Origin of the sequence: Chitinophaga pendula (assembly GCF_020386615.1) — a bacterium.
Classification (GTDB): domain Bacteria; phylum Bacteroidota; class Bacteroidia; order Chitinophagales; family Chitinophagaceae; genus Chitinophaga; species Chitinophaga pendula.
In genome coordinates this window covers 7,595,686-7,617,896 of record NZ_CP077769.1, presented here as the reverse complement: position 1 = coordinate 7,617,896, position 22,211 = coordinate 7,595,686, and the positions used below count along the sequence as shown (strand labels likewise).

The window sequence follows — 22,211 nt, the reverse complement described above, 5'->3', positions numbered from 1 at the left end:
AACTATACAAAAGGGGAAAATGATCAGATATTAAAGTCGCTGATAGATCGTCGGGCCTGCAAATGCGGGCTCATACTTAATTTCAACTCTTCGAACCTTATACAAGGCTGCTGCAGGGTCTGTGTGATTATTTCAACGAAACAATCTGCCAGCAGGCAGGCAGTTGCTTCTTCGAAAAGAGCAGTATTATATTCCAGGGTAATCGCTGTCTGCCCATTATCCATGCCTGCATGAAACCATAAATCTGCTTTCGCATCTGCTAATGGTACATCATAGGAATCAATACGGAAGGGCAGTTTATCCACCGGTAGCTCCTGTAAGTCAGGATGCCAGGTGAAGCCTACGCGATAGGGAACTAACGCAGTCGTTTCCTGTTGCCCTATCTGCTGCTGTAATATTTTATCAAGCGGGAAATACTGGTGACGGAAAGTTGCCACCATATCTGCTTTCACTAATTCCAGCAATTGGTCAAACCGATCGCAGCTGCTAAAGTCAGTACGTAGCGGTAGCATGTTAACAAAGAATCCGATAATACATTTCCAGGCAGTATGGTCTCTTCCGGTAAAAGGCACACCAATCACGATATCCTGCTGACCGGTATACCTGTAGAGCAATATATTGAGACAGGCAAAAAAATGCTGGAATCCGGTCACGCCCGCTCCCATCTCCTTTATACGGAAAGGCAGGTCATCATGGATGATCCGGTGTATTTTCTTCCCATCATATGTTGGCAAAGCGGTGGCTTGAAAATCTGTCCTTAACTGCAAAGCTCCCCGGTATCCCCGAAAACGGGCTTGCCAATATGCTGCAGCTGTATCATCATTACGTTGTGATTCCCAGTGTACAAAATCCCGGTACTGCAATTGTCTTTCCGTTACTGGCAGATCTTCCAGGTATTGTGCTACCAGGTCGTGTAACAGTACTTCACAGGATAATCCATCTACAATCAGGTGATGTAAAGTGATCAGCAACAGATGAGAGGTAGCTTCCAGCGTAATGAGTTTTGCGCGGCACAGGGGTCCTGCCAAGAGCGTAAATGGTGTCGATGCCTCCCTGGCTGTCTCCTCCCGGATAAAAGCCGCCCTTTCCTCTTCGCTGCTATAATACATCTCCTCCAGCAAGAGCTGGCAACTACTCCTCTCCACAGGCCACACCTGTTGTTGTACCTGGTCATCATTACTTACAAACACAGTTCGCAGGCTTTCATGCTGTTGTACTACTTTATCGAAGGCCTGCTGTAACCGATTACTGTCTACAATACCGTCCAGGTTGAAAGCCAGCGGTACCAGGAAAGCTGTGCCGGTCATATCAAGCTGGCTGGCTGCCCAAAGACGCTGTTGCGCATATGATAGCGGGAAGGCCTCCTCCGTAGCCGGCAACACCTGTTCCGGCACAGAGACAGTAAGAGATGCCGGCATTACAGCAGCCAACATAGCTACCGTAGGATGAGCAAATATCAACGCGAGATCAATCTCCACACTTAACCGCCGGGCTATCGCGGCTACAATATTGATAGCTGTAAGTGAATGACCTCCCAGTTCAAAAAAGTTATCCCGGACGGACAATCCGTTATTGTTAAATATCTGTCTCCATATTTCAAGTAGTGTAGCTTCTGTCGATGACACAGGCGCCGTATCATCGGTCTGCATGGTGGTAAAAACCGGCAGCGGAAGTGTCGAATAATCAACTTTCCCATTTGGCGTAAGCGGCAGTTGCTCCAGGTATATAAAATGCGCAGGAATCATATAAGCGGGCAACCATTGCCGGAGATAAGCACTATATACGCTGGTCTGATCCCCTGCAGGAGAAACAATATAGGCCACCAGGCTGATCTCACCACTACTGCCGGGGAAAGGCCTCACCACACAGGTGTGGATATCAGGATGCCTTTGCAGGGATTGCTCTATTTCTCCCAAGGTAATACGCTTCCCTCTTATCTTCAGCTGATCATCCTTTCTGCCATCGAATATGATATTACCATCCTCCTGCCAGTATCCCCTGTCACCTGTGAGATACAAACGCTGACCAGGATAATAAGGGTCCGGTACAAAATGCCGTTCATTCAATGCCGGTTCATCCAGGTAACCATTCGTGATATAAGGGCCACCGATCGCAATCTCCCCTGTCATGCCGACTGGTAACAACCGCTGGCCATCATCCAGTATATATACGCGGTGATGAGGTAATGGCCTTCCTATAGGAATATGTTCCATCCCCTCCCTATAGTCCTGAAGGGAATAGGCAGTAGCCACTACAGCTGCCTCTGCCGGACCATAGTTATTGTAAGCCCGTAGATTGCGATTGTAGTACTTTAATTTATCTCCACCGGTCAGGAAGAGCGTATCAGACAATCCTTGGTTATCTTCCTGACGACATAACACCTCGAACACCGGTGTGGGCAGGAAACAATGCGAAATCTTTTTATCCACCAGGAAACGCTGCAATGCCGGTATATTCATGCGTATCCTCTCATCCGGTATAAATAACTTTCCACCGGCTAGTAAGACTGGCCAAAGCTCCCATACACCGGCATCAAATCCAATACCCGCGTAGAGTACAGCTTTAGTATGTTCATCCATACCGAAGGTGTTACTGCTCCAGCTGCATAGTTTCAGCAAGGCTGCATCTGTCACCGGTACCCCTTTGGGTTGACCGGAAGAACCAGAAGTATAAATAACGTAGGTAATACTTTCCGGTTGGCGATCAACTGGTGTTAGCCGGCCCTCGTAAAGTGCAGCTTCTTCCAGTTGTACTTGCCTTACAGCAGGAAGCGCTCCGGTAGAATAGGCAGTAGCCTCATCCATCAGCAATAATGCTGCGCCGGAACGATGAAATACAGTCCGGATCCTTTCTTCCGGATAATCCGGATCGATAGGCAGATATGCCGCACCTGTTCGGATAATAGCCAGTAATGCGGCTACATACAGGAATGACTTCCCCGTCATAACACCAACGATATCCCCTGGCTTCACCTCGTATTGTTCCTGGAGGCAAGCGGCTATCCGCGTAGCCTGATCATGAAGCATCTGGTACGTATACTGCTTAAATCCGGATACCAGTGCCTGCGCACCTGCATGCTTATTCAATGTCTGCATCCATGCTTCCACAAGTGTACCTGATGGAGCGGATATATCCGGTGTATTAAACACTTCCAGTATTTGCTGTTGTTCTCCGGACGTTAGTATACCAAGTGTGTTAACCTGCTGTGCCGGATCGGCGATGATCTGTGCTACCAGATGATCAAAATGCAGTAGTAAACGTGCCATCCTTTCTGACGAGAAGATGCCTGTATTGTAAGCGAGTGTTAGTAATAATCCTTCTGACGATGCTTCGAAATGGAACGCAAGGTCAAACTTACTGGTGTCACTTTCCAGTGGTACAAGGTCTATATGCAGGCCGCCGGTAGCACAAGCTGCAACTGTATGCTGTAAATCTTCATAAGAGATCACTACGTCAAACAGCGGTAGCCGGCCGGGTTGCGCCTGTATCTGCAATTCGTCCATTACCCTGTCTACCGGATACCAAGCATGTTCCATTCCTTCCAACACGGTGTGGTTTACATCTTGCAACAAGGTGGTGAATGGCGCAATGCCTGATAGTTTGGTGCGGAATGGCAGCGTATTAAGAAACAGGCCGATAAGTTGCTCCATGTCGCTGTTAGTACGATCAGATACTACACCGCCGACTACCAGGTCCGTCTGACCGGAATATTTATGCAATAGCACTTTCACCAATGTCATCAGGAGAGCGAACTGACTACAATGTTGCTGACGGGCCAGCAGCCGTAAAGCCTCCCAGCTTTGCGCACTAAAAACATGCTGCTGTTTTGTACCTGCGAAAGAACGACGGACAGGTCTGGAGAAATCAACTGGTATTTCGAGAAGTGGCAATTGCCCATCTAATTGCCTTAGCCAATACGCATGCCCCGATGTATCTCCCGTAGCTATCTTTTGTGCCAGGTGGTATGCATAATCTTTGTAAGTCGTTGTCGTTATTTTGTCTGTTACTCCCTGATTATATCTCTGCTGCCATTCATCCAGTAACAAAGCACAGGAATCTGCATCTCCGATAATATGATGCAGGTTAATCAGCAGGAAATAAGTATGGGACTCCGTACGTATCAATCTGCTATTAAACAATGGTGCTGTTGTCAGGTCGAAGCGGGTATCAAATAGCTCCCGGGTCAGTTTTTCCCTGGTGGCGTCCTTTTCCGGCAGCAAATGCAGATCGTGAAAGTCCAGTGGACATTTAACCTGTTCCATGCTCAATATCTGCTGTACAGGAGTACCATCCACACGGACAATAGCCGTTCTCAATATCTCCTGATCTCGCATCAGTGCTATCAGGGCGGCCAACAGGCGGTCATAATCCAGTTCACCGCTAATCTTCGCCATCAACGGCATATTGTAAGCAGTTCCCGTATTATTAAGCTGTTCCATTAACCATAGCCGGTGTTGTTCCGGCGTAACCGGGTAAAATTCCTGCCTTGGCGCTGCAGGTAACCGCTGTGGTGCCCCGATACCATCCTCTTGCAGCAATGCGGCCAATGCTTCGATGGTGGGATTTTTAAATACATTGATCAGTTCCAGTTTCTGCCCGAAGGATTGATAGATGGAGGATACCAGGCGGGTAGCTTTGAGCGAATGACCGCCTAGTTCGAAAAAGTTGTCTAACACCCCTACTGTCGTTACTCCAAGTATGTCTTTCCACAATACTGTTAACCTGGATTCTTTTTCATTCCTGGGAGCAACAAAACGTGTTACCAGTTCACTCTCAGGTGGCTCCGGTAATGCAGCCCTGTCCACCTTTCCATTCGGCATCAGCGGCAATACTTCCAGCTGTATGAAACGTGGCACCATATAGCCCGGCAAAGTACCGGAGATATATTCCTTTAATTCCTGGATACTTCCTCCCAGCAATACCACATATGCAAGCAGTACAAACTGTCCTCTGCCATCCTCCTTCACTACTACTACTGCGTCTTTTGTATGACGGTAAGAGAAGATCACGGTTTCTACTTCTCCCGGCTCTACGCGGAATCCCCGAATCTTAATCTGACCATCTTTACGGCCTTTTATTTCAATATTCCCGTCTGCCAGGCGACGCCCGATGTCGCCGGAACAGTACAGCCGATGACTATTTTTGGAATATAACGGATGATCGAATAACCGGGCCGCTGTCAGTGCTGCATTATTCAGGTACCCTTTTACTTCATAACTACCCGAAATACATACCTCGCCCCATGTACCCACCGGTACAATGTTCTTCGATTCATCCAGGATATAGATGGCCGTGTTGCCGACCGGCTTACCCGCAGGAGGAACGGCTTTATCATCCAGCGTATTAACATCCATTGTATAATAACTCACCACATGCATTTCAGATGAGCCATAGTGGTTATGCAACTTTATGTGAGGATACTTCGTCAGGAATCTGCGTAATCCCGTGGTGATCTTCAGTTGTTCACCCGCTGTAATGATATGCCGGAGGGAAAAATGGTGACTATGCAATGCGCTGTCCGGTTCATTGAACAAGAAATTGAGATAGGAGAACGGTAGATATAATACTTCAATAGCATGTTGTGACAGGAAACCCGCCAGGTATTCAATATCCTGCCTTTCTACTTCGCCAATGAGATGCAGCAACCCTCCACTACAGAGCGTGCTGAATATTTCCTGGAAGGATACACAGAAATTAACGGAAGTGAACTGTAAACAGGATAGCCCCGGATCAATACCGCTGTCTTGTAATTGCCAGATAATAAGGTTTGCCAGCAGGCCATGTGAAAGTACTGCTCCGTTGGGAGTACCTGTGGAGCCGGAAGTATAAATAATATACAGAGATGACTCGGGATCAATATCTGGTGTCGGATTGCTATCCGGAGCAGTATGACAATGTGCCATCGCCTCCTCAACAAGAATAATTTTCCCATCATACCCTTGCTCCAGCATCATTTCCTGCCTATCGGCAAACAAGATGCTTACCCCGCTATCCTGTATCATATAACGGATCCTTTCTACCGGATATCCAGGATCTATCGCTACGTAGGCTGCTCCTGTCTTTACAATGGCGATCAGGGTAATGATCATATTCACAGAGCGCTCCAGTGCCAATCCGATAATATCTCCCGGACGGACACCTTCTTTATCGATCAGGTGATGTGCCAGCCGGTTAGCCTGTTCATTCAGCACACGGTAGCTAACGGATACCTTGCCGAAACGCACAGCCTCCCTATCGGCATACTGCAGGGCAGCTACTTCAAAGAGGTCAATGATATTTTGCGCACCATAGTCCTTATAGGTATCATTAAACGTTTGTACAAGCTGTTGCTCCTCTTCAGGCCTCACTACATTCAGCTGCCGCAATGCTAAGTTTGGCAACAGGCAGATTTTTTCACACAGATGGCGGAAATTATTCGCCATACGTGCCGCAGTTGCTTCTTCGAAAAGATCACTGTTATATTCGAGCGATACGACCACATCCGTAATACCCTGCTGAATAAAGAAAATAAGGTCGAATTTGCTCATATTGAAATCATCAGCCTGCTCATATTCATATGACACCGTATCGGTCAGCTCCAGATCGTCTTCTGTCAGGTCAGTATTATTGTAGGCAACCATCACGTTAAAAAGTGGTGACTGACTGAGATTACGCTCCATGTCCAGTTTTTCCACCAGCATATCAAAAGGATAATCCTGATGTTCATAACTTTCCAGCAGTTCTTTTTTCACCTGTTGCAGGAAGTCTGGAAACTTATCATCCGGTTGCAGTAATAAACGGAATATGATAGTATTGACCATAAAGCCGATAGTACCGTGTAACTCTTCTCTTTTTCTGGCGGCAATGGGCAATCCGAGTATAATATCCTGTTGTCCGGTGTATTTGTACAAGAAGATATTGACAATACTCATCAACGTCATATACAACGTAGCCTGCTGTTCACTGCTGATCCTGTTTAACGATTCCGTTACAGTAGTGCCTAACGAAAAGGTGATTCGTTTTCCATTGAAAGTCTGTACAGACTGACGGGAAAAATCAGCCGGCAATACGATCCCATTGGGTTTATCCTTCAGTTTGTCAAGCCAGTAATGTTCCTGATCAGAGAAATGTCCGGCTTCGATAAGTGCATTATGCCAATGGGAATAGTCTTTGTATTGTACCGGTATTGCTGGCAGGACTGGTGTAAGTCCGCTATGCAATGAGTTGTATATTGTTATAAGCTCATTGCCTAATATGCCCTGTGACCAACCATCACTGATAATGTGATGTATAACAACGATCAGCAGATATTCTGTTTCTTTCATTTTCAGCAGATGAAATTGGAAGAGTGGCCCTCTTTCAATATCAAACGGGCTTTCCGCATCCTGTTCAAATAAATGCGCTGCCTGCTGCTGACGTTCAGCTTCATCGAGTCCGGTAAGATCTTCAAACAGGATCGGAGCGGGCATATCAACACGTATCTGCTGATAGGGAATTCCATTTACCGAAATAAAGACCGTGCGAAGGCTTTCATGTCTGTTCATCAGCAGGGTGATGGCTGCTTCCATCACCGCTGGTTGTAAGGCGCCCCGTATTACTGCTGCATAGGGCATATTATAGGCTGCATTATCTTCCTTGAACTGACAGAGCACCCATATCCTCCTTTGTGCGTGGGAGAGCGCATAGTAGTCTTGAGTAGGAGCCGTGGTAATGGCGGGCAGTGCCTTGCCTGTATCCGCTTCCCGAATATGGGCAGCCAGCTGGCCAATGGTGGGATATTCAAAGATATCTTTCAGCCGGATTGTTGTACCCATTTCACTTTGGATGGCCGTCATCAGGCGGGTAGCTTTAAGTGAATGCCCTCCTATTTCAAAGAAATTATCTCCGGTGCCAATCTCAGCGATCCCCAGCAGTCGTTGCCAGATGTCTGTCAGCTGCTGTTCTGTTTTTGTAGCGGGAGCAACATACACCTTCCGGGAGAAGAAATGTTCTTTCCGCGGGTCAGGCAACTGCTTCCTGTTGATCTTGCCATTGATATCCAGTGCCAGTAAGGGTACCTCCACAAAGGTGGCAGGTATCATGAATCCGGGCAGGTGCCGCTCCAGGAACTGGCGAAGTGCAGTCCTTTCAACAGGAGCGTTTGTCGTATAATAGGTTACCAGGTAATTATCAGCACCCGTGTCCTTCAGACCAGTAGTAAACACTTGCTGTACACCCGGAAAACGTATGAGATGCTGATCGATCTCCACCGGATCAATACGATACCCTCTGATCTTTATCTGGTCATCCAGGCGGCCCTGGAAAATAATCTCCCCATCTGGCAGCCTTACCCCTTTGTCGCCGGTGCGATACAACCGTTGAGTCAAAGATGGTAATCCATTAATGTATCGGCCTGCTGCATCTTCTTCCTGTACATACCCCATGGCTAGTCCTGTCCCACCTATACAAATCTCTCCGCTGATGCCGGCGGGTTGTGGCTCCTTACGGTCATTGAGTATGTACACCTCATATCCTGATAGTGGCTTTCCTATGGGAGGTGTGTTAAACAGCAAGGTCTGTTCGGTAACGCGGTGCACGGTTGCATTGATAGTGATCTCTGTTGGGCCATATGTATTATATATATTTTTCCCGGTAAAACAGGATAGTAGTGACTGGGCCAGTCTACGGCTCATTGCTTCTCCACCGCTGGATATACAGCATAGGGACGACAGCTGTGCAGCCGGTATATGATGCAATAGCTCCTCCCAGACAGCCGGCGCAGTATGCATAGCGTGTATCCCATGTGCACTGATATATTTACCCAAACCCGGGATATCACGGCTGTCTTCTATCAGGTGCAGTGTAGCACCGATACTGAGCGGAACAAGTATATTTTTGAGCGAAGCATCAAAAGAAAGAGGAGAAAGCAACAGGTATTGCCAGTCTGCCTGATGCACCATTGCTTCCTTCAGTGCAGCAATCAGCTGTGCAAGACTGACATGGGAAATGATCACACCTTTCGGTCTTCCTGTTGACCCGGAAGTATAAATGATATAAGCTGCTTGATGACTTGCTACGGCAGGAAGCTGTCCACTCACCACCCGGTTAAGGCAGGAAGCTGTTGCGTGAAGATGCAGGCAATCATAAGTATCTGCCCATGTAATAGCTGGTTGGGTAGTAAGTATAAGATTTATGCCTGCATCTTTGATCATCCACAACTGACGTTCGGCGGGATAATGCTGATCTATGGGAACATATACGGCGCCGGCCTTCCATATTCCCAGCATAGCTACTACACTCCAGACAGTTCTTCCAGCCAGTACAGCAACGCGTTCGCCGGCAGTGACCTGCTTTTCATACAGCAGGTAATCTGCCAGACTCTCCGCAGCAGTCTCGAGCCATTTATAACTATAGGTATCTGTTCCTGCCACCAATGCGGTCGCTGCTGGTGTGAGCCGGGACTGTATGCGGATGACGTCGGCCATCGTTCCAGCATCCGTAGACCACAGCGGTGTTGCTACGACCTGGCGTGGTACGGGCAGGCATAATTCCTGTAATGCGACTTGAGGATTGGATAATACCTGCTCCAGCAAAGACATATACCCCTCTGCCACAGCAGTTATATAGGCGGTGTCATATACCAGCTCATTGAATTCAAACTTAATGGTAACCGAACTGGCATCCGGCATGATTACAATACTGAAATCATAATGTGTGTAATCATAAAATGCCACATTACTGATCACAAATCCTTCATCGCGGGTCTCTGTCGCCGTTTCAAGTTCTTTTGCCAATGGGTAGTTCTCAAAAATGAGCACATGATCGATCAGTGACGTGTCAGCACCTGCTATCGCTTGTATCTCTGCCAGAGAATCATGCTGATGTAGCAGAAGATCACGGGTGTGTTGCTGTATACGCGCCATGACGCTCGCAAAGGAGTCCGTATCTGTCGTACTGACACGAAGCGGAATAGTATTGATAAAGAGACCAATCATTTGATCGACTCCTTCCAGGTTTTCCGGCCGACCTGAAGTGATGATGCCGAATATAGCATCGTGGGCACCGTTCATTTTACCCAATAAAATGCCCCAGAGTGTCTGCATAAAGACATTCAGTGTTACCTGCTGCCGTCTCACCAGTTGTTGCAACTGCGATACCTGTTCCGCTGGCAGATCTACGCTGATCTCCCTGTGCCGCATACCCTTCTGTTCATTCAGCAGGTATCTGGGAATACCGGTGGGTTTGTTGCACCCTTCCAGGTACTTTTTCCAGAAGCCTGTATCTGCTACAGCCTGATGTTGACGCAACCATTTTATATAATGGCTGTAAGGTTTCGGCGGAGATAGCTTTACCTGCTGATTACTATATAGTGCGAAATAAATATGTTCGAGTTCGTTAGACAGTATTTCCACACACCATCCATCCATCAGGATATGATGAAAGGTCCATAAGAAACGGAATTCCTCCTTCTCTTCCTGGCACACTGTCAGCCTTAACAAGCTATCTCTGGTCAGATGAAAGCCTTTTTCCCGGTCTGCCTTCAGACATGCATCAATATGAACGGGCCGGGCAGACGGAAGTTCACCACGCAGGTCTTCATATCTGAAATCGATCTGGCGCTCTGCCATGACTACCTGCAATGGCTGTTTCACCTTTTCAAATACAATGGCCGTACGCAAGGCTTCATGACGCATAAACAGCACATCCAGGCTTTGTTTCAATATCTGCACATCCAGTTTTCCCCGCAGGGTGTACCATGTTTGTACAATATAACTGCCAGACGACTGATACAGGGTATGAAAAAGTATACCTTCTTGCAGTGGGGTCAGCTCATATATATTTTGAATCTTCTTATTCGGACTTGCAACATTATTCATAACAGGGACTATTAAGATAGATTGGGGATATCTTTTATCGGCTCGCATTTACATGTGCAACAAGATGCTGCAATGTCTCCAGTTCATCATGCAGCTGATGCTGTATGAAATATTGTTTTACCTGTTCAATGTTTGTTTCATTGACAAAGTTTTCCGTGATGGAAATACCCGGCCGGGCGTTATATACCTGGTGCCAGTAACCACTGGGAGTAAATACAATATCACCCGGCCCCTGTATACAATAAATGGGTTCGGCGGCAGCCAGTAAGGGGAAACGCTCGAAGTCAGGATGAAAAGCATCGACCTCACCATTATATACACAGCTACTTTGTTCAGCAGGAAAGAACAACCAATGTTTCTGACCGGATATAACGGCATTCCACGCACTGGTATCCATTGTATCCAGGTGCATACGGGAACCTGACCCGGCAGGACCTATATAAAACCAGCGGAGTGCTGGTTTCTCTGCAGGGTCCATATGCTCCAGCCAGCTGGAGAAGTAAGAAGGCACGTCGTAGTCTTGCAATAGTTCCGGACAATCCTCTTCAAACACCCAATCTTTCAGATAATAAGGATTCTCTTCTCCGGGATCCTGCATATACCGGAAGTAATCCTGTAACATCATCACCTTCGCTTCACTATTGTCTGTTCTGACCACCCGTACCCATAAATCCGGATATCGGGTGCTGAACACTTCCGGGGTCCATGCCGTCATTGCTTTCCAATGATTGGCTACATTTTTTATCAGCACAGGCCGGGCCGGAAAACCATAGTTATTATTGAATGTATGGCTGTCAGGTGCTACACAGATATCCATCGGTAATATTTTATTAAATCCTAGTTCCATCGGTGGAGTATTTAAATCATAGCAATACGGTTACGATATAGAAAGATTTCAGCCCAGCTGGCTGCCAATCTCATCCAGGTCATCTGCTGAGAGACCAGCAAAGTCAAAGTCATGCCGTGTGTAGGATGTTTCCTGCCGGTTGCAGCAATAATTAGTCAGTACTATCAGGCTCTCCCGGAAATTATCGATCAGTTGCCGTACTGTATCTGTCTTGTATTGGGTTCGTGCATAGGTGAGTAATACAGATAATACGCCATTACTGACATAGGCTTCGAATTCAAATTCATGTATACGCGGGCGGGAGGGGCTGACAGCTACGCCATCAAAAGGCATTACTTCGAAATCAAGAGAAACACTCTGTTCATCATGGTGACCGAGGTAATTGAAGATGATGCGAGGCTGTATATGCAGTGCATTATCGGCCTCTTCAGTAGCTGGCCTAAGATACCGGAGCTGTCCATAAGCCAATTGTCTGTGACTCCCTTCCCTTAATTGTTCTTTGACCGTCTTGATATAATCTGCCGGGTCGTTACTGGCAGCAGCTGGTAATAACAATGGACAAAGGCTTGTGAACCATCCTACGGTGCGGCTTAAATCCAGTGCGCCCTCTCCTTGTCCTCTGCCATGTGATTCGCGGTCCAGCCAATATGCATCGACCTGGAAAGTTTGATGAACAGTCCTGCCCAATGCGCAAATAAGCAGATCCTCCATACGGGTATTGAATGCTGTATTCGCCTGCGTCAGCAACATCCCTGTAATCTCTCCATCCAGCTGAATCTCCAGGGTATCCGAGTCGTGTTCCGTCGCTGCAACGGAATAATCCGGCTTCCAGGATGCTGTCGTTAGCTGTTGCTGTTGTTCCCAATAGTACCGATGTTGCAGCGCCTCTTGTCGCGCCCCTGTTATAAGGCTCTCTGCCCATTCCCTGTATGCATTTGTCTTCAGCGGCAGCTGTAATAGTTCCTTTTTCCCGTACTGCAGGAGCAGCGTGTTGATATCCTCCAGCAATATGGTCCAGGAGATCTCATCTACTACCAGGTGATGTATACATACCAGTAACTGATCTGTGGTATCCTGCCGGAATAAAACCAGCCGGAGCAATGGGGCGCAGGTGAGGTCCATCGTCATTTGTACCTCTTGTGCAATCTGCCTGGTCTTCACTTCCGCATCAGGGACACCGCGCATATCGACTATACGTAACGGTATCTCCGGTACATGATCATGCACGAATTGTATGACCTGCTGCTGTTCTTCATGAAAGGAAACCCGCAGCATATCATGATGCCGGACTATCTTATTAAATACCGCTTCCAGTGCCGCTTCCTCAAATCGCTTGTCCCGGTGCAACATATAGCACTGGTTATAGTGATGTCTTTCAGGAAAAACGTGTTCAAAAAATGCATGTTGTATAGGCAACAGCGGTACAGGGCCTTGCTCCACCAACTGAGCTATCTGCCTGGAATCTGCTGATATGCAGGCTGCCTGCGCTTCAATGGAAGGGCAGGATAATATATCTGCTACCGAAAGCCGGTATCCCTGTTGGAATAATTTCCCTGAAATGCGGATAGCTTTAATGGAATCTCCTCCCAGCTCAAAAAAATTATCATTTATGCCGGCAGGAGTCCCTAACATTTCTGACCATGCTTCTACCAATAATCGTTGAAGTTCATTGGCGGGCGCACGATAGGCCGCTTTTTCCGGAGCACGGCGTTCTATGGTATCCAATGCAGAATAATCCACCTTCCCGTTATCGGTAACGGGTATCGTTTCTATAAAGTAAATGCGGGCAGGTATCATATATTCAGGCAAATACCGACGGCACCAATCCCGTATCGCCTGTTCTCCCAGCTGTTCACTTCCTTCGTTTGCAGGTACAATAAATGCCTCGAGTGCCTTATCCTCGCTGGCGTCGACGATGATCCGCAATACCAGGTCTTTGACCTGTGGATGACTCCGTAACCGGTATTGTATCTCGTTCAATTCGATACGGATACCATTTATTTTTACCTGTCCGTCACGGCGTCCCAGCAGCTGCAACTCTCCATCTGCATTCCAGTATCCAGTATCTCCACTTCGATAGATATACTCTCCCGGATGAAAAGGAGATGATATAAATTTCCCGGCTGTCATTACCGCTTCATTCAGGTATCCTTTTGCCAGTACTCCGCCACCTATGTATATCTCTCCTATATAGCCTTGTGGTAACGGCATTAACCTGTCGTCAAGTACATTAATTCTTGCATGCCTTATTGGTACTCCTACAGACCCGACAGCAACAAGACCATCTACTTTTTTGACCATACAACCTACTGTTGCTTCAGTAGGGCCATATTCATCATAGATGTGTATGCCGGCATGCAATGATTGCAGCAATGCAATATCACTGGCCAACAACGGTTCTCCTCCGCTGATGATGATACGTACCGCTGTAGTAGTTACAGACAACACATTCAGTAATCTTATGTGTGTCGGTGTTAATTTCACCACATCTACCTGCGGATCACTGAATACAGCTGACAATACAGTTCCTCCCGAGGAGGGGAAGATACACACCATATCACCACGTAAGAGGGTAGTAAAAATAGAGGTAAGGGTAAGGTCAAATGCTATAGTAGTGAAAAAGGCAAAATTGTTACGTTCTTCTGGTGTGAAGTAATGATCATTTGCCCATAACAGATAGTTCATGAAACTTTGCATACGGACTTCTACCCCTTTAGGCACACCCGTAGAGCCGGAAGTGAATATTACATATGCAATATCTTCCGGATGATGTATTACCGGTTGAAAGGTAGCAGCGGGTGCCTCCAGTTCCAGATCTACAGCTATCCATGCTACCCGTTCCAGCGGAGGCATATCCAGCAGGGCAAAGGATTCGAACATGACAGCACTTATCTCCGCCAGTTGCAGTATGAACTGCTTTCTGTCTACCGGCAAATTGTTATCTACCGGGACGAAAACAGCACCCGCTTTCAATATAGCCAGTAAACTCGCCAACGTATAATGAGAATTTCTGAGGGTAAAAGCAACACGGTCGCCAGGTCCTATCCCTTGTTGTTGCAAAACCGCAGCCAGTGTTGTAGATGCCTGATCTAACCACTGATAGGTATAAGTACTCCCTTCAAAAGAGATCGCATGCTTGCTGCTGTATCTTACTGCAATCTCGTTGAACAGCGAAGAAAAATCTGCTGACACAACTGCTAACGGTAATGTATTACCAGATACTTTGTTCAGCCACTGCTGCTCTTCTTTATCCAGGAATACAATATCTCCCAGCGAGGCGGCCGTATCTTTCATAACAGCTGACAGCAGGTTATCAAAGTGTCCTAACATCATACATATGCGCTGTTCACGATACAATGCAGTGTTATAATTGATCTTGACATGTAACCCGTCTGCCTCTTCTGTAAAACCCCATAAGAGGTCAAACTGGCTGGTCTGTGTTTCCGTATCATATGATGCAGTTTCCAGCATGGCAAAAGCACCGGTATCCGTTATTTCCTCCTGTGCTGCAAATTCCACCAGTATATCAAAGAAAGGGAAACGGTTACGCGGCCGCTTATGAATAGCAGGCACGTGCTCTATCAGCATATCGAATGGTACCGCCTGATGTTCCAGCACTTCCAGCAATTGTTGCCGGCAATGCGTAACAGCGGAGAGAAATCCCGCCTGCATGTCTAGTTCCAGATGCAATGGAAGCAGGTTGACAAAAAAACCTATCTGTTCTTCTAAACCCGGGTAATTGCGGCCGTTGACGCTGATACCGATCGCTGTCTTTGATTCTCCGGTATATCTGGCCAGCAGCACATTTACCATCGTAAGTAAGGCGGCATAGGTAGTAGCACCGTTCTTACTACACCAGTTCTTTAACAGCTTATAGCGGTCAGCAGATATATGGAGGAATATATCCTGCCCATTGAAAGTTCTTTCTGGCTGACGCGGATAATCTACCGGGAACTCGGGTGCAGCGGGTGCGGCTGCCAGTCGCGGACGCCAGAAAGCCAGGTGCTCTGCCATGTACACATGATGTACAGGCGCATTTTCCCAGCAGGCATAATCCTTATACTGCAATGGTAATGAAGGCAACGGCCAGGGTGCTGCTTTTACAGCAGCATCGTAACATGCCAGCAATTCATTGGTAAAGTTCTGCATAGACCAGAGATCTGATATGATATGGTGCATGGTCAGCTGTAACACATAACGTACTGGTTCCAGCTTAATAAGCTGTAATCGGAACAATGGCCCTTCCTCCAGCTGAAAAGGTAATGCTGCTGCCATATCCAGCAACTCACGTAACGACTTTTCTTTATCCGGCTCTGCACTGATATCCTTCAGTTCATATCTCATAGGCCGTTCAGCAGCGGACGAAATATATTGCCGGGGTGCTCCATCTTCGGTGATGAAGGAAGTACGCAGCGACTCATGTCTATCGTAGATATGCTGCAACGCATGTTGGAAAGCCACTTCATCCAGCTCCCCCTTGATCTCTACAGCATCAGAAAGACAATAAGCACTACTTTGTACGGCTTGCTCAAACAACCACAAGCGTTTTTGTGCATAGGAAAGCGGGTAGTTTGCTGCTACCGGAGCAGGTAATATCTCATACGCAGCAGCAGGAGAAGCCAACCATTCCAACAGCTCCTGTTTGCGCATCCGCACTTCTTCCAGCAGCACTGCAGGCAATGCAGTCGGTGTCTGCATATGCAACTTAATGTTACCTGCGGCTAACTCTAATTTCGCGCCGGCACTTCTCAGCCGGTATATCAGGTCTGTTAAACTCATATCAGTATAGTATTAGCATGATCATCCGCGAGTGCAGCATCCTGCTGGTTACGCTGTTGTTCCCGTATATAATCTGCTAGTTCTGCTATTGTGGGATAAGTAAAAATGGTCTTGATAGAAGTGGATATCTTAAACTGCTGGGCTATCTGCATCATAAGCCGGGTAGCTTTCAGTGATTGTCCTCCCAGCAAGAAGAAATTGTCGTGGATGCCGATATCCGATTTTTTCAGTAATTCTTGCCAGATGAGCTGCAAACCCATTTCCGTATCATTTCCTGGCATTACTTTTTGTTGCTGCTGATCCGCTATTATCATCTCTGCCAGTTGTTTACGGTCCGCTTTCCCATTATTATTGACCGGCAGGCGATCCAGTTGTACAAATACTTCCGGGATCATATAATAGGGCAACCGGGTATTTAACAGCCTCCTTAAAGACACCTCTTCCTGTAAGGAGGTCGATTGAAAGAAACAAACGAGGCTATCTTTATCTGTGAATTGTTTTTTTATAACGACTGCTTGTTGTATCCCCTCGAATTCCAGCAGTATATTTTCTATCTCGGTAGCTTCGACACGATATCCGTTGATCTTCAGCTGTTGATCTGCTCTTGCCAGGAATTGAATATTACCATCGGGTAGCCATTTACCCAGGTCCCCGGAACGATACCACCGTTTCCCCTCCATTTCAACAAAGCGGGCATTTGTCAGGTCGTCGTCCCCCAGGTATCCGGTGAAGACACCAGCGCCGCTGATATAGATCTCGCCGGGGATGCCAACAGCAGTATCTTCTCCACCGTTGTCCAGTATGCGTATATGAAAACCAGGAACCGGAGCTCCTGCCGGCAACGCCCGGACAGGCTGATCGGTATATAATAATGTATAGCTTGTACAAACATGCGTCTCGGAAGGACCATAATGATTATGCAAAGGAATAGGAGCATAACCCAGGAATCTGCGAAGTGTCTCGTCCAGGAAGGGCTGTTCGCCCGCTGTAATAATATGCTGTAATCGCTGCGCTGTCTGTCCGAAGGTATTGATCCAGCCGATCAGGCGTATCAGTATGGAATAAGGCATAGAAAGGATGGCGATCTGCTCCTGGCATACATAGGCGCCCAACTGCTCAATATCCGTCCGTAATGATTCATCTGCGATATGTAATACCCCCCCTGTCAGCAACGTAAACAAGGTATCCTGTAACGAAACATCGAAACCAAATGAGGTAAACTGGAGCAGAGAGAGACCTCCGTCAATACCTGCTGAAGTAAGCTGCCATTGCATCAGGTTATTTAGTGTACGATAAGATTGTACCACTCCTTTAGGCTGACCGGTAGATCCTGATGTGAAGATGATATAAGCATCCGTATCAGGAGGGGCGATTACCGGCGCAACTAATGAACGTTCATTCATATCATCACTGATCAACGATTCAGGGTTTTCAACGGGATATCCCCATTGTGCGGCCAATATAGCGGTATGTCTATCTGCAAATACTACTGCAGGGGCCGCAGTACGAACCGCATATGCCAGTCTTTCTTCCGGCCAATCAGGGTCGAGTGGTACATAACAAGCTCCAATATGAAAGATGGCCATCATCGCTGCAGCCTGCCAGACAGCTCTCTTTCGGATCACTACTACCTTATTACCTGCCTCCACTCCCTGTTGACGCAAGTAGTCTGCAATACTGTTTATAGCGGCATCCAGCTGTGCATAACTGAATACCTGTTTATTACAACATACGGCAGCTTGCGAAGCATAACGGCCAGCCGCTAATTTAAATGCTACCGGTATGTGAGGCAGGTCTGTAGCTGGTACAGCAGGCATACCAAAACGACGGATCTGTATTTGTTCCGGAGCTGATAAATAGGATATTTGTTGTATTGCTTTGCCAGGATGGGCCAGTATATCATCGATCACCTCCTTAAAGTGGCCGGCAAGTCGTATCACTGTTTCCTTTTCGAACAGTGCCGTATCAAATTCCAAATCTATTGCCAGGTAAGTATGGTAGTCGATGATTTCAAACAACAGGTCAAATTTGCTGGTAGTACCTGGGATATCGACATCTTCGGCTGTTACATCATTTAACATCGATTGTTCCGATGCTGTATGTATATAGTTGTGCAGCACCATCATCACATCGAATAGCGGGCGGTTATCCTTACCTGCCTCCTCAGATTCTCTCCATTGCTGATACGGATAATGCTGGTATTCATATAGCTCCAGTAATTTATCCCTTACCTGTTCCAGCAGCCGATGAAATGTCAATGCTCCGCTAACAGTGGTTTGCACTGGCAGCACATTAGCGATCAGTCCCAGGATGGACTCCAGTTCTAGCCGGTTACGACCCGTTGCCGGCGTGCCTACTACCAGGTGCGAACTACCTGTATACCGGAACAATAGCACATACAAAGCGCTTAGCAATACCATGAACAGGGAAGCCTGCTGTTCACGTGCCATCGCTTCCAGTCCGGTTCGTTGCTGTTCATTGAGTTTGAACCGGATGGTTTCTCCCTTAAAAGATCGCGCAGCCGGTCGCGGATGGTCTGTCGGCAGCTCCATTTCAGCTGGTAGTTGTGACAGTTCCCGTTGCCAGAATCGGCGGGCGTCGGCGGCCCCGGGTGCAGCCTCTAGTTTTCGCTGCCAGTATACGAAATCCTTATATTGGGCAGCTATTAATGGCCGGGGCATATCCTTACCGGATAGCAGCTGGTTATATTCAAGGTATAATTGTTCGATTAGCAACTGTACCGACCATCCATCCAGTATAATATGGTGTACGTTCATCACCAGCAGGAAATGTGCTGGTGCCAGCTGGAGCAGCGACAACTTTATTAGCGGCCATTGTTCCGGTGTAAAGACTTCGTTGGTCAGCAGATGAAGGCGATGCCGTACGGTAGTATCATCCACACTATCAGCAGGCAAAGCGATCACCGGCATTTCCAGGTGCACCTGATCGGCTGGCAGTATTTGCTGGTATACGATATTATCCAGTGTTACAAATATGGTTCGAAGGCTTTCATGCTGTGCAATGATCTTATTAATAGCCTGCTCTAGTAGTTTTGGTTGCAAGGGGCCGGTCAATGACACCTGTCTTGAAATATTATAGCTGCTACCCGCTTCATCCATCTGCCTGGCCAGCCAGATTTCTTCCTGTAAGGGTGATAACTCGTAAAATGCCCTTAAAGGGGCTACAGATAATGGCTGTAAAGGATCATGTTCCTGCCTTTCCAGGAATACGCTCAGTGTTTCGACGGTCGGGTACTTAAAGATATCAGCAATTCTAAGTTCCTTTTCCAGCTCCTTTCTGGTGAAAGCTGCAATTCTGGCTGCATTGAGAGAGTGTCCACCTGCATCAAAAAAATTATCTGTGATCCCGATATCTGTGGTCAGCACTTGTTGCCAGATACGTAATAGTTGCTGCTGCAAAACTGTTACCGGCATTTTTTTGGCGATATCAGGCTTTACAGCATTATCTGGTACCAGTGCTTTTAATGCTTTTCGATCTGTTTTTCCATTAGTGGTTAGCGGCAGCGATTCCAGGAATATCAGCTGATCGGGGATCATGTATTCCGGCAGCCGTTGTTTCATGAGTCGTTTGATCTCCGCCGGTTGTTGCATAGCTTTTTTTACACCAGCGAGGAATGTGCAGAGCAGCGTACTTTCATCCGCGGCCGTCACCGGCAGCGCCGCAACAGCTGTTGCCCGGGATACCTGCATCAGCACATTCTCCACTTCTTCCAACTCTATACGGTATCCACGGATCTTTACCTGCTGATCCATACGTCCCAGGAAAGCGATATTGCCATCCTCCAGCAGTCTACCGAGATCACCGGTACGATACATACGCAGTGACTGTTCCGGACGGAAAGGGTCTGTCATAAATGCCTGTAGGGTACGTTCCTCATCTTTAAAGTACCCCCTGCCCACACCTACACCGGATACACATATTTCACCTTTTACCCCCGGTGGACAGAGTTGTTGTCGGCGATCGAGAATATAGACGTGCATATTCTGTACCGGCTTTCCTACCGGTACAGGATCGTACACCTCTGCAGGATCGGCGAACAGGTGAGTAATATCGTCAGCCGCCTCCGTAGGGCCATAGGCGTTAACGACAGACAAGGAAGGCCAGCGGGAAAAACACCGTCCGAGTAAAGCGCTCTTCACTGCTTCACCGGTGACCAGCAAATGGCGAAGATGTTGTAGCCGGCTATCCTCCGGCGGCATCACATCCAGCAATAAAGAGAGCTGCGACGGCACCACCTCTAATATATCCACCCGATACTTTAATACGGCATTCAATAGTTGATCCGGGTCTAAGGTCCAGGCTGAGGGCAAAATATAAGTGGTACCTCCGCTGATCAATGCAGCAAATAGCTGCCAGATGGAAATATCAAAACAATGGGAAGCGTTCTGCGCAACCCGCGTCTCTGCATTCAATACCAGGTCGTTGACCTTGGCATAGAGATGATTAAGCATACCGGTATGCTCAATTACGGCCCCTTTGGGGACTCCAGTGGTACCCGACGTATAAATAATGTAAGCAATATCTTGAGAAGCGGGTATGTCAGTAAAGTGTGGCATTACCGGAGGATGTGCCCTGAACTGCATCAAAACCTCTTCATCCAGTACAAGTCGGCAGGAAGAGTGCTCGCGGAGCCAGGATATACGTGCTGCCGGATAGTTCACATCTGCTGGCACATATACAGCCCCGAGTTTCCAGGTAGCCAGTATTGCAATAGCCCACCATTCAGAGCGTTCCAGCAGGATCAAGATATTATCCTGTCGCTGTACCTGCCAACGGAGAGCCAGGAAAGCAGCCAACTGGCCAGCTATCTCATCTAACTGCCGATAGGTTAACTCCCTGTCCTCGCATACCAATGCTATCTTATCAGGATCATTCAATGCTACCTGGCTCACCAGCGATACGACCGTCTCTTGCTGTGGATATGCCCTGGCTGTATCATTGCGGGTGTAGATCAACTCATACTCTTCGGCAGGCGACAAACAGGATATGGCTGCTACTACCTGCTGGTGGTCATTTACCATAGCAGCCAGTACTGCCTGAAAATGACGACCTACCTGTTCCATCCAATGCTGAGGACATACGGAAGTATCATAGTAAATGGATAATTGTATACTACCATTATTAATGCTGAACTGAAAATGTACATTTTCTCTCAGCGATGTAGCTATTGCGGCATGTATTCCATCCATGCTACAGACAATATTTGGCAATTGCCGGGGAGAGCCTCCTTCCGGATACCTATCCTGTAGCAGATCTTCCAGTGGATAATCCTGATGAGTATATGCGTGGCTCACGGCCTCTCTTACACGTAATAAGAGCTCTTTTATGGTAGAGTCGGCACTTACCTCGTTAGTGACAATCACAAAGTGATTCAGTGTAGCGGAGGAAATAGCTGGTTTATACAGCGGGGATAATATTGAGATACGCTCACCATAAGCATATTTATTAATCAGCAATTGTAAAGCTGTAAGCAGGTATATATATATACCCAGCTGTGATTGTTTGCTGATCGTGAAGATCCTTTCATTTAATGCCTCAGGGAATACCAGTGTACAAACATGCGGCGAACCAAACTCATTGTCTGAGTGGTAGTATATAAATGCATCCGTAATAAATTCGTCCGGCAATTGTTGTATCCAATAGGCCTTGCTGGCACTATAGGATTCACCCGACAGTAATATACTGCGCTGAATGCCGGTTGGTATCTGGTCCATTGTATTCATTAGGTT

The 22,211-nt window shown here is 47.3% G+C and carries 4 protein-coding genes; all 4 read right to left on the bottom strand.

All coding sequences use genetic code 11. From position 1 onward, the window contains the following. Positions 1-23 precede the first annotated feature (23 nt). The 4 genes from KTO58_RS28720 to KTO58_RS28705 are packed head-to-tail and all read right to left on the bottom strand — an operon-like array spanning position 24 to position 22,205. Positions 24-10,835, bottom strand: a complete 10,812-nt coding sequence (locus KTO58_RS28720) for a non-ribosomal peptide synthetase (RefSeq protein WP_198315075.1) — start codon at positions 10,833-10,835, stop codon at positions 24-26. A 34-nt stretch (positions 10,836-10,869) separates the two neighbouring features. Further along, positions 10,870-11,682 (bottom strand): cupin-like domain-containing protein, encoded by an 813-nt coding sequence (locus KTO58_RS28715; RefSeq protein ID WP_095836108.1) that lies wholly within the window; start codon positions 11,680-11,682, stop codon positions 10,870-10,872. 48 nt (positions 11,683-11,730) lie between these two features. Further along, positions 11,731-16,461: a non-ribosomal peptide synthetase gene (locus tag KTO58_RS28710; RefSeq protein ID WP_095836109.1), complete on the bottom strand. Its 4,731-nt coding sequence runs from the start codon at positions 16,459-16,461 to the stop codon at positions 11,731-11,733. Then, the gene (locus KTO58_RS28705) at positions 16,458-22,205 is read right to left on the bottom strand and encodes a non-ribosomal peptide synthetase (protein WP_095836110.1); all 5,748 of its coding nucleotides are present in this window, start codon (positions 22,203-22,205) and stop codon (positions 16,458-16,460) included. The genes KTO58_RS28710 and KTO58_RS28705 overlap by 4 nt, the downstream gene beginning before the upstream one ends. Positions 22,206-22,211 lie beyond the last annotated feature (6 nt).

Coding starts and splice junctions, on each gene's coding strand:
- KTO58_RS28720 (WP_198315075.1), bottom strand. CDS start 10,835: ATGAATAATGTTGCAAGTCCGAATAAGAAGATTCAAAATATATATGAG.
- KTO58_RS28715 (WP_095836108.1), bottom strand. CDS start 11,682: ATGGAACTAGGATTTAATAAAATATTACCGATGGATATCTGTGTAGCA.
- KTO58_RS28710 (WP_095836109.1), bottom strand. CDS start 16,461: ATGAGTTTAACAGACCTGATATACCGGCTGAGAAGTGCCGGCGCGAAA.
- KTO58_RS28705 (WP_095836110.1), bottom strand. CDS start 22,205: ATGAATACAATGGACCAGATACCAACCGGCATTCAGCGCAGTATATTA.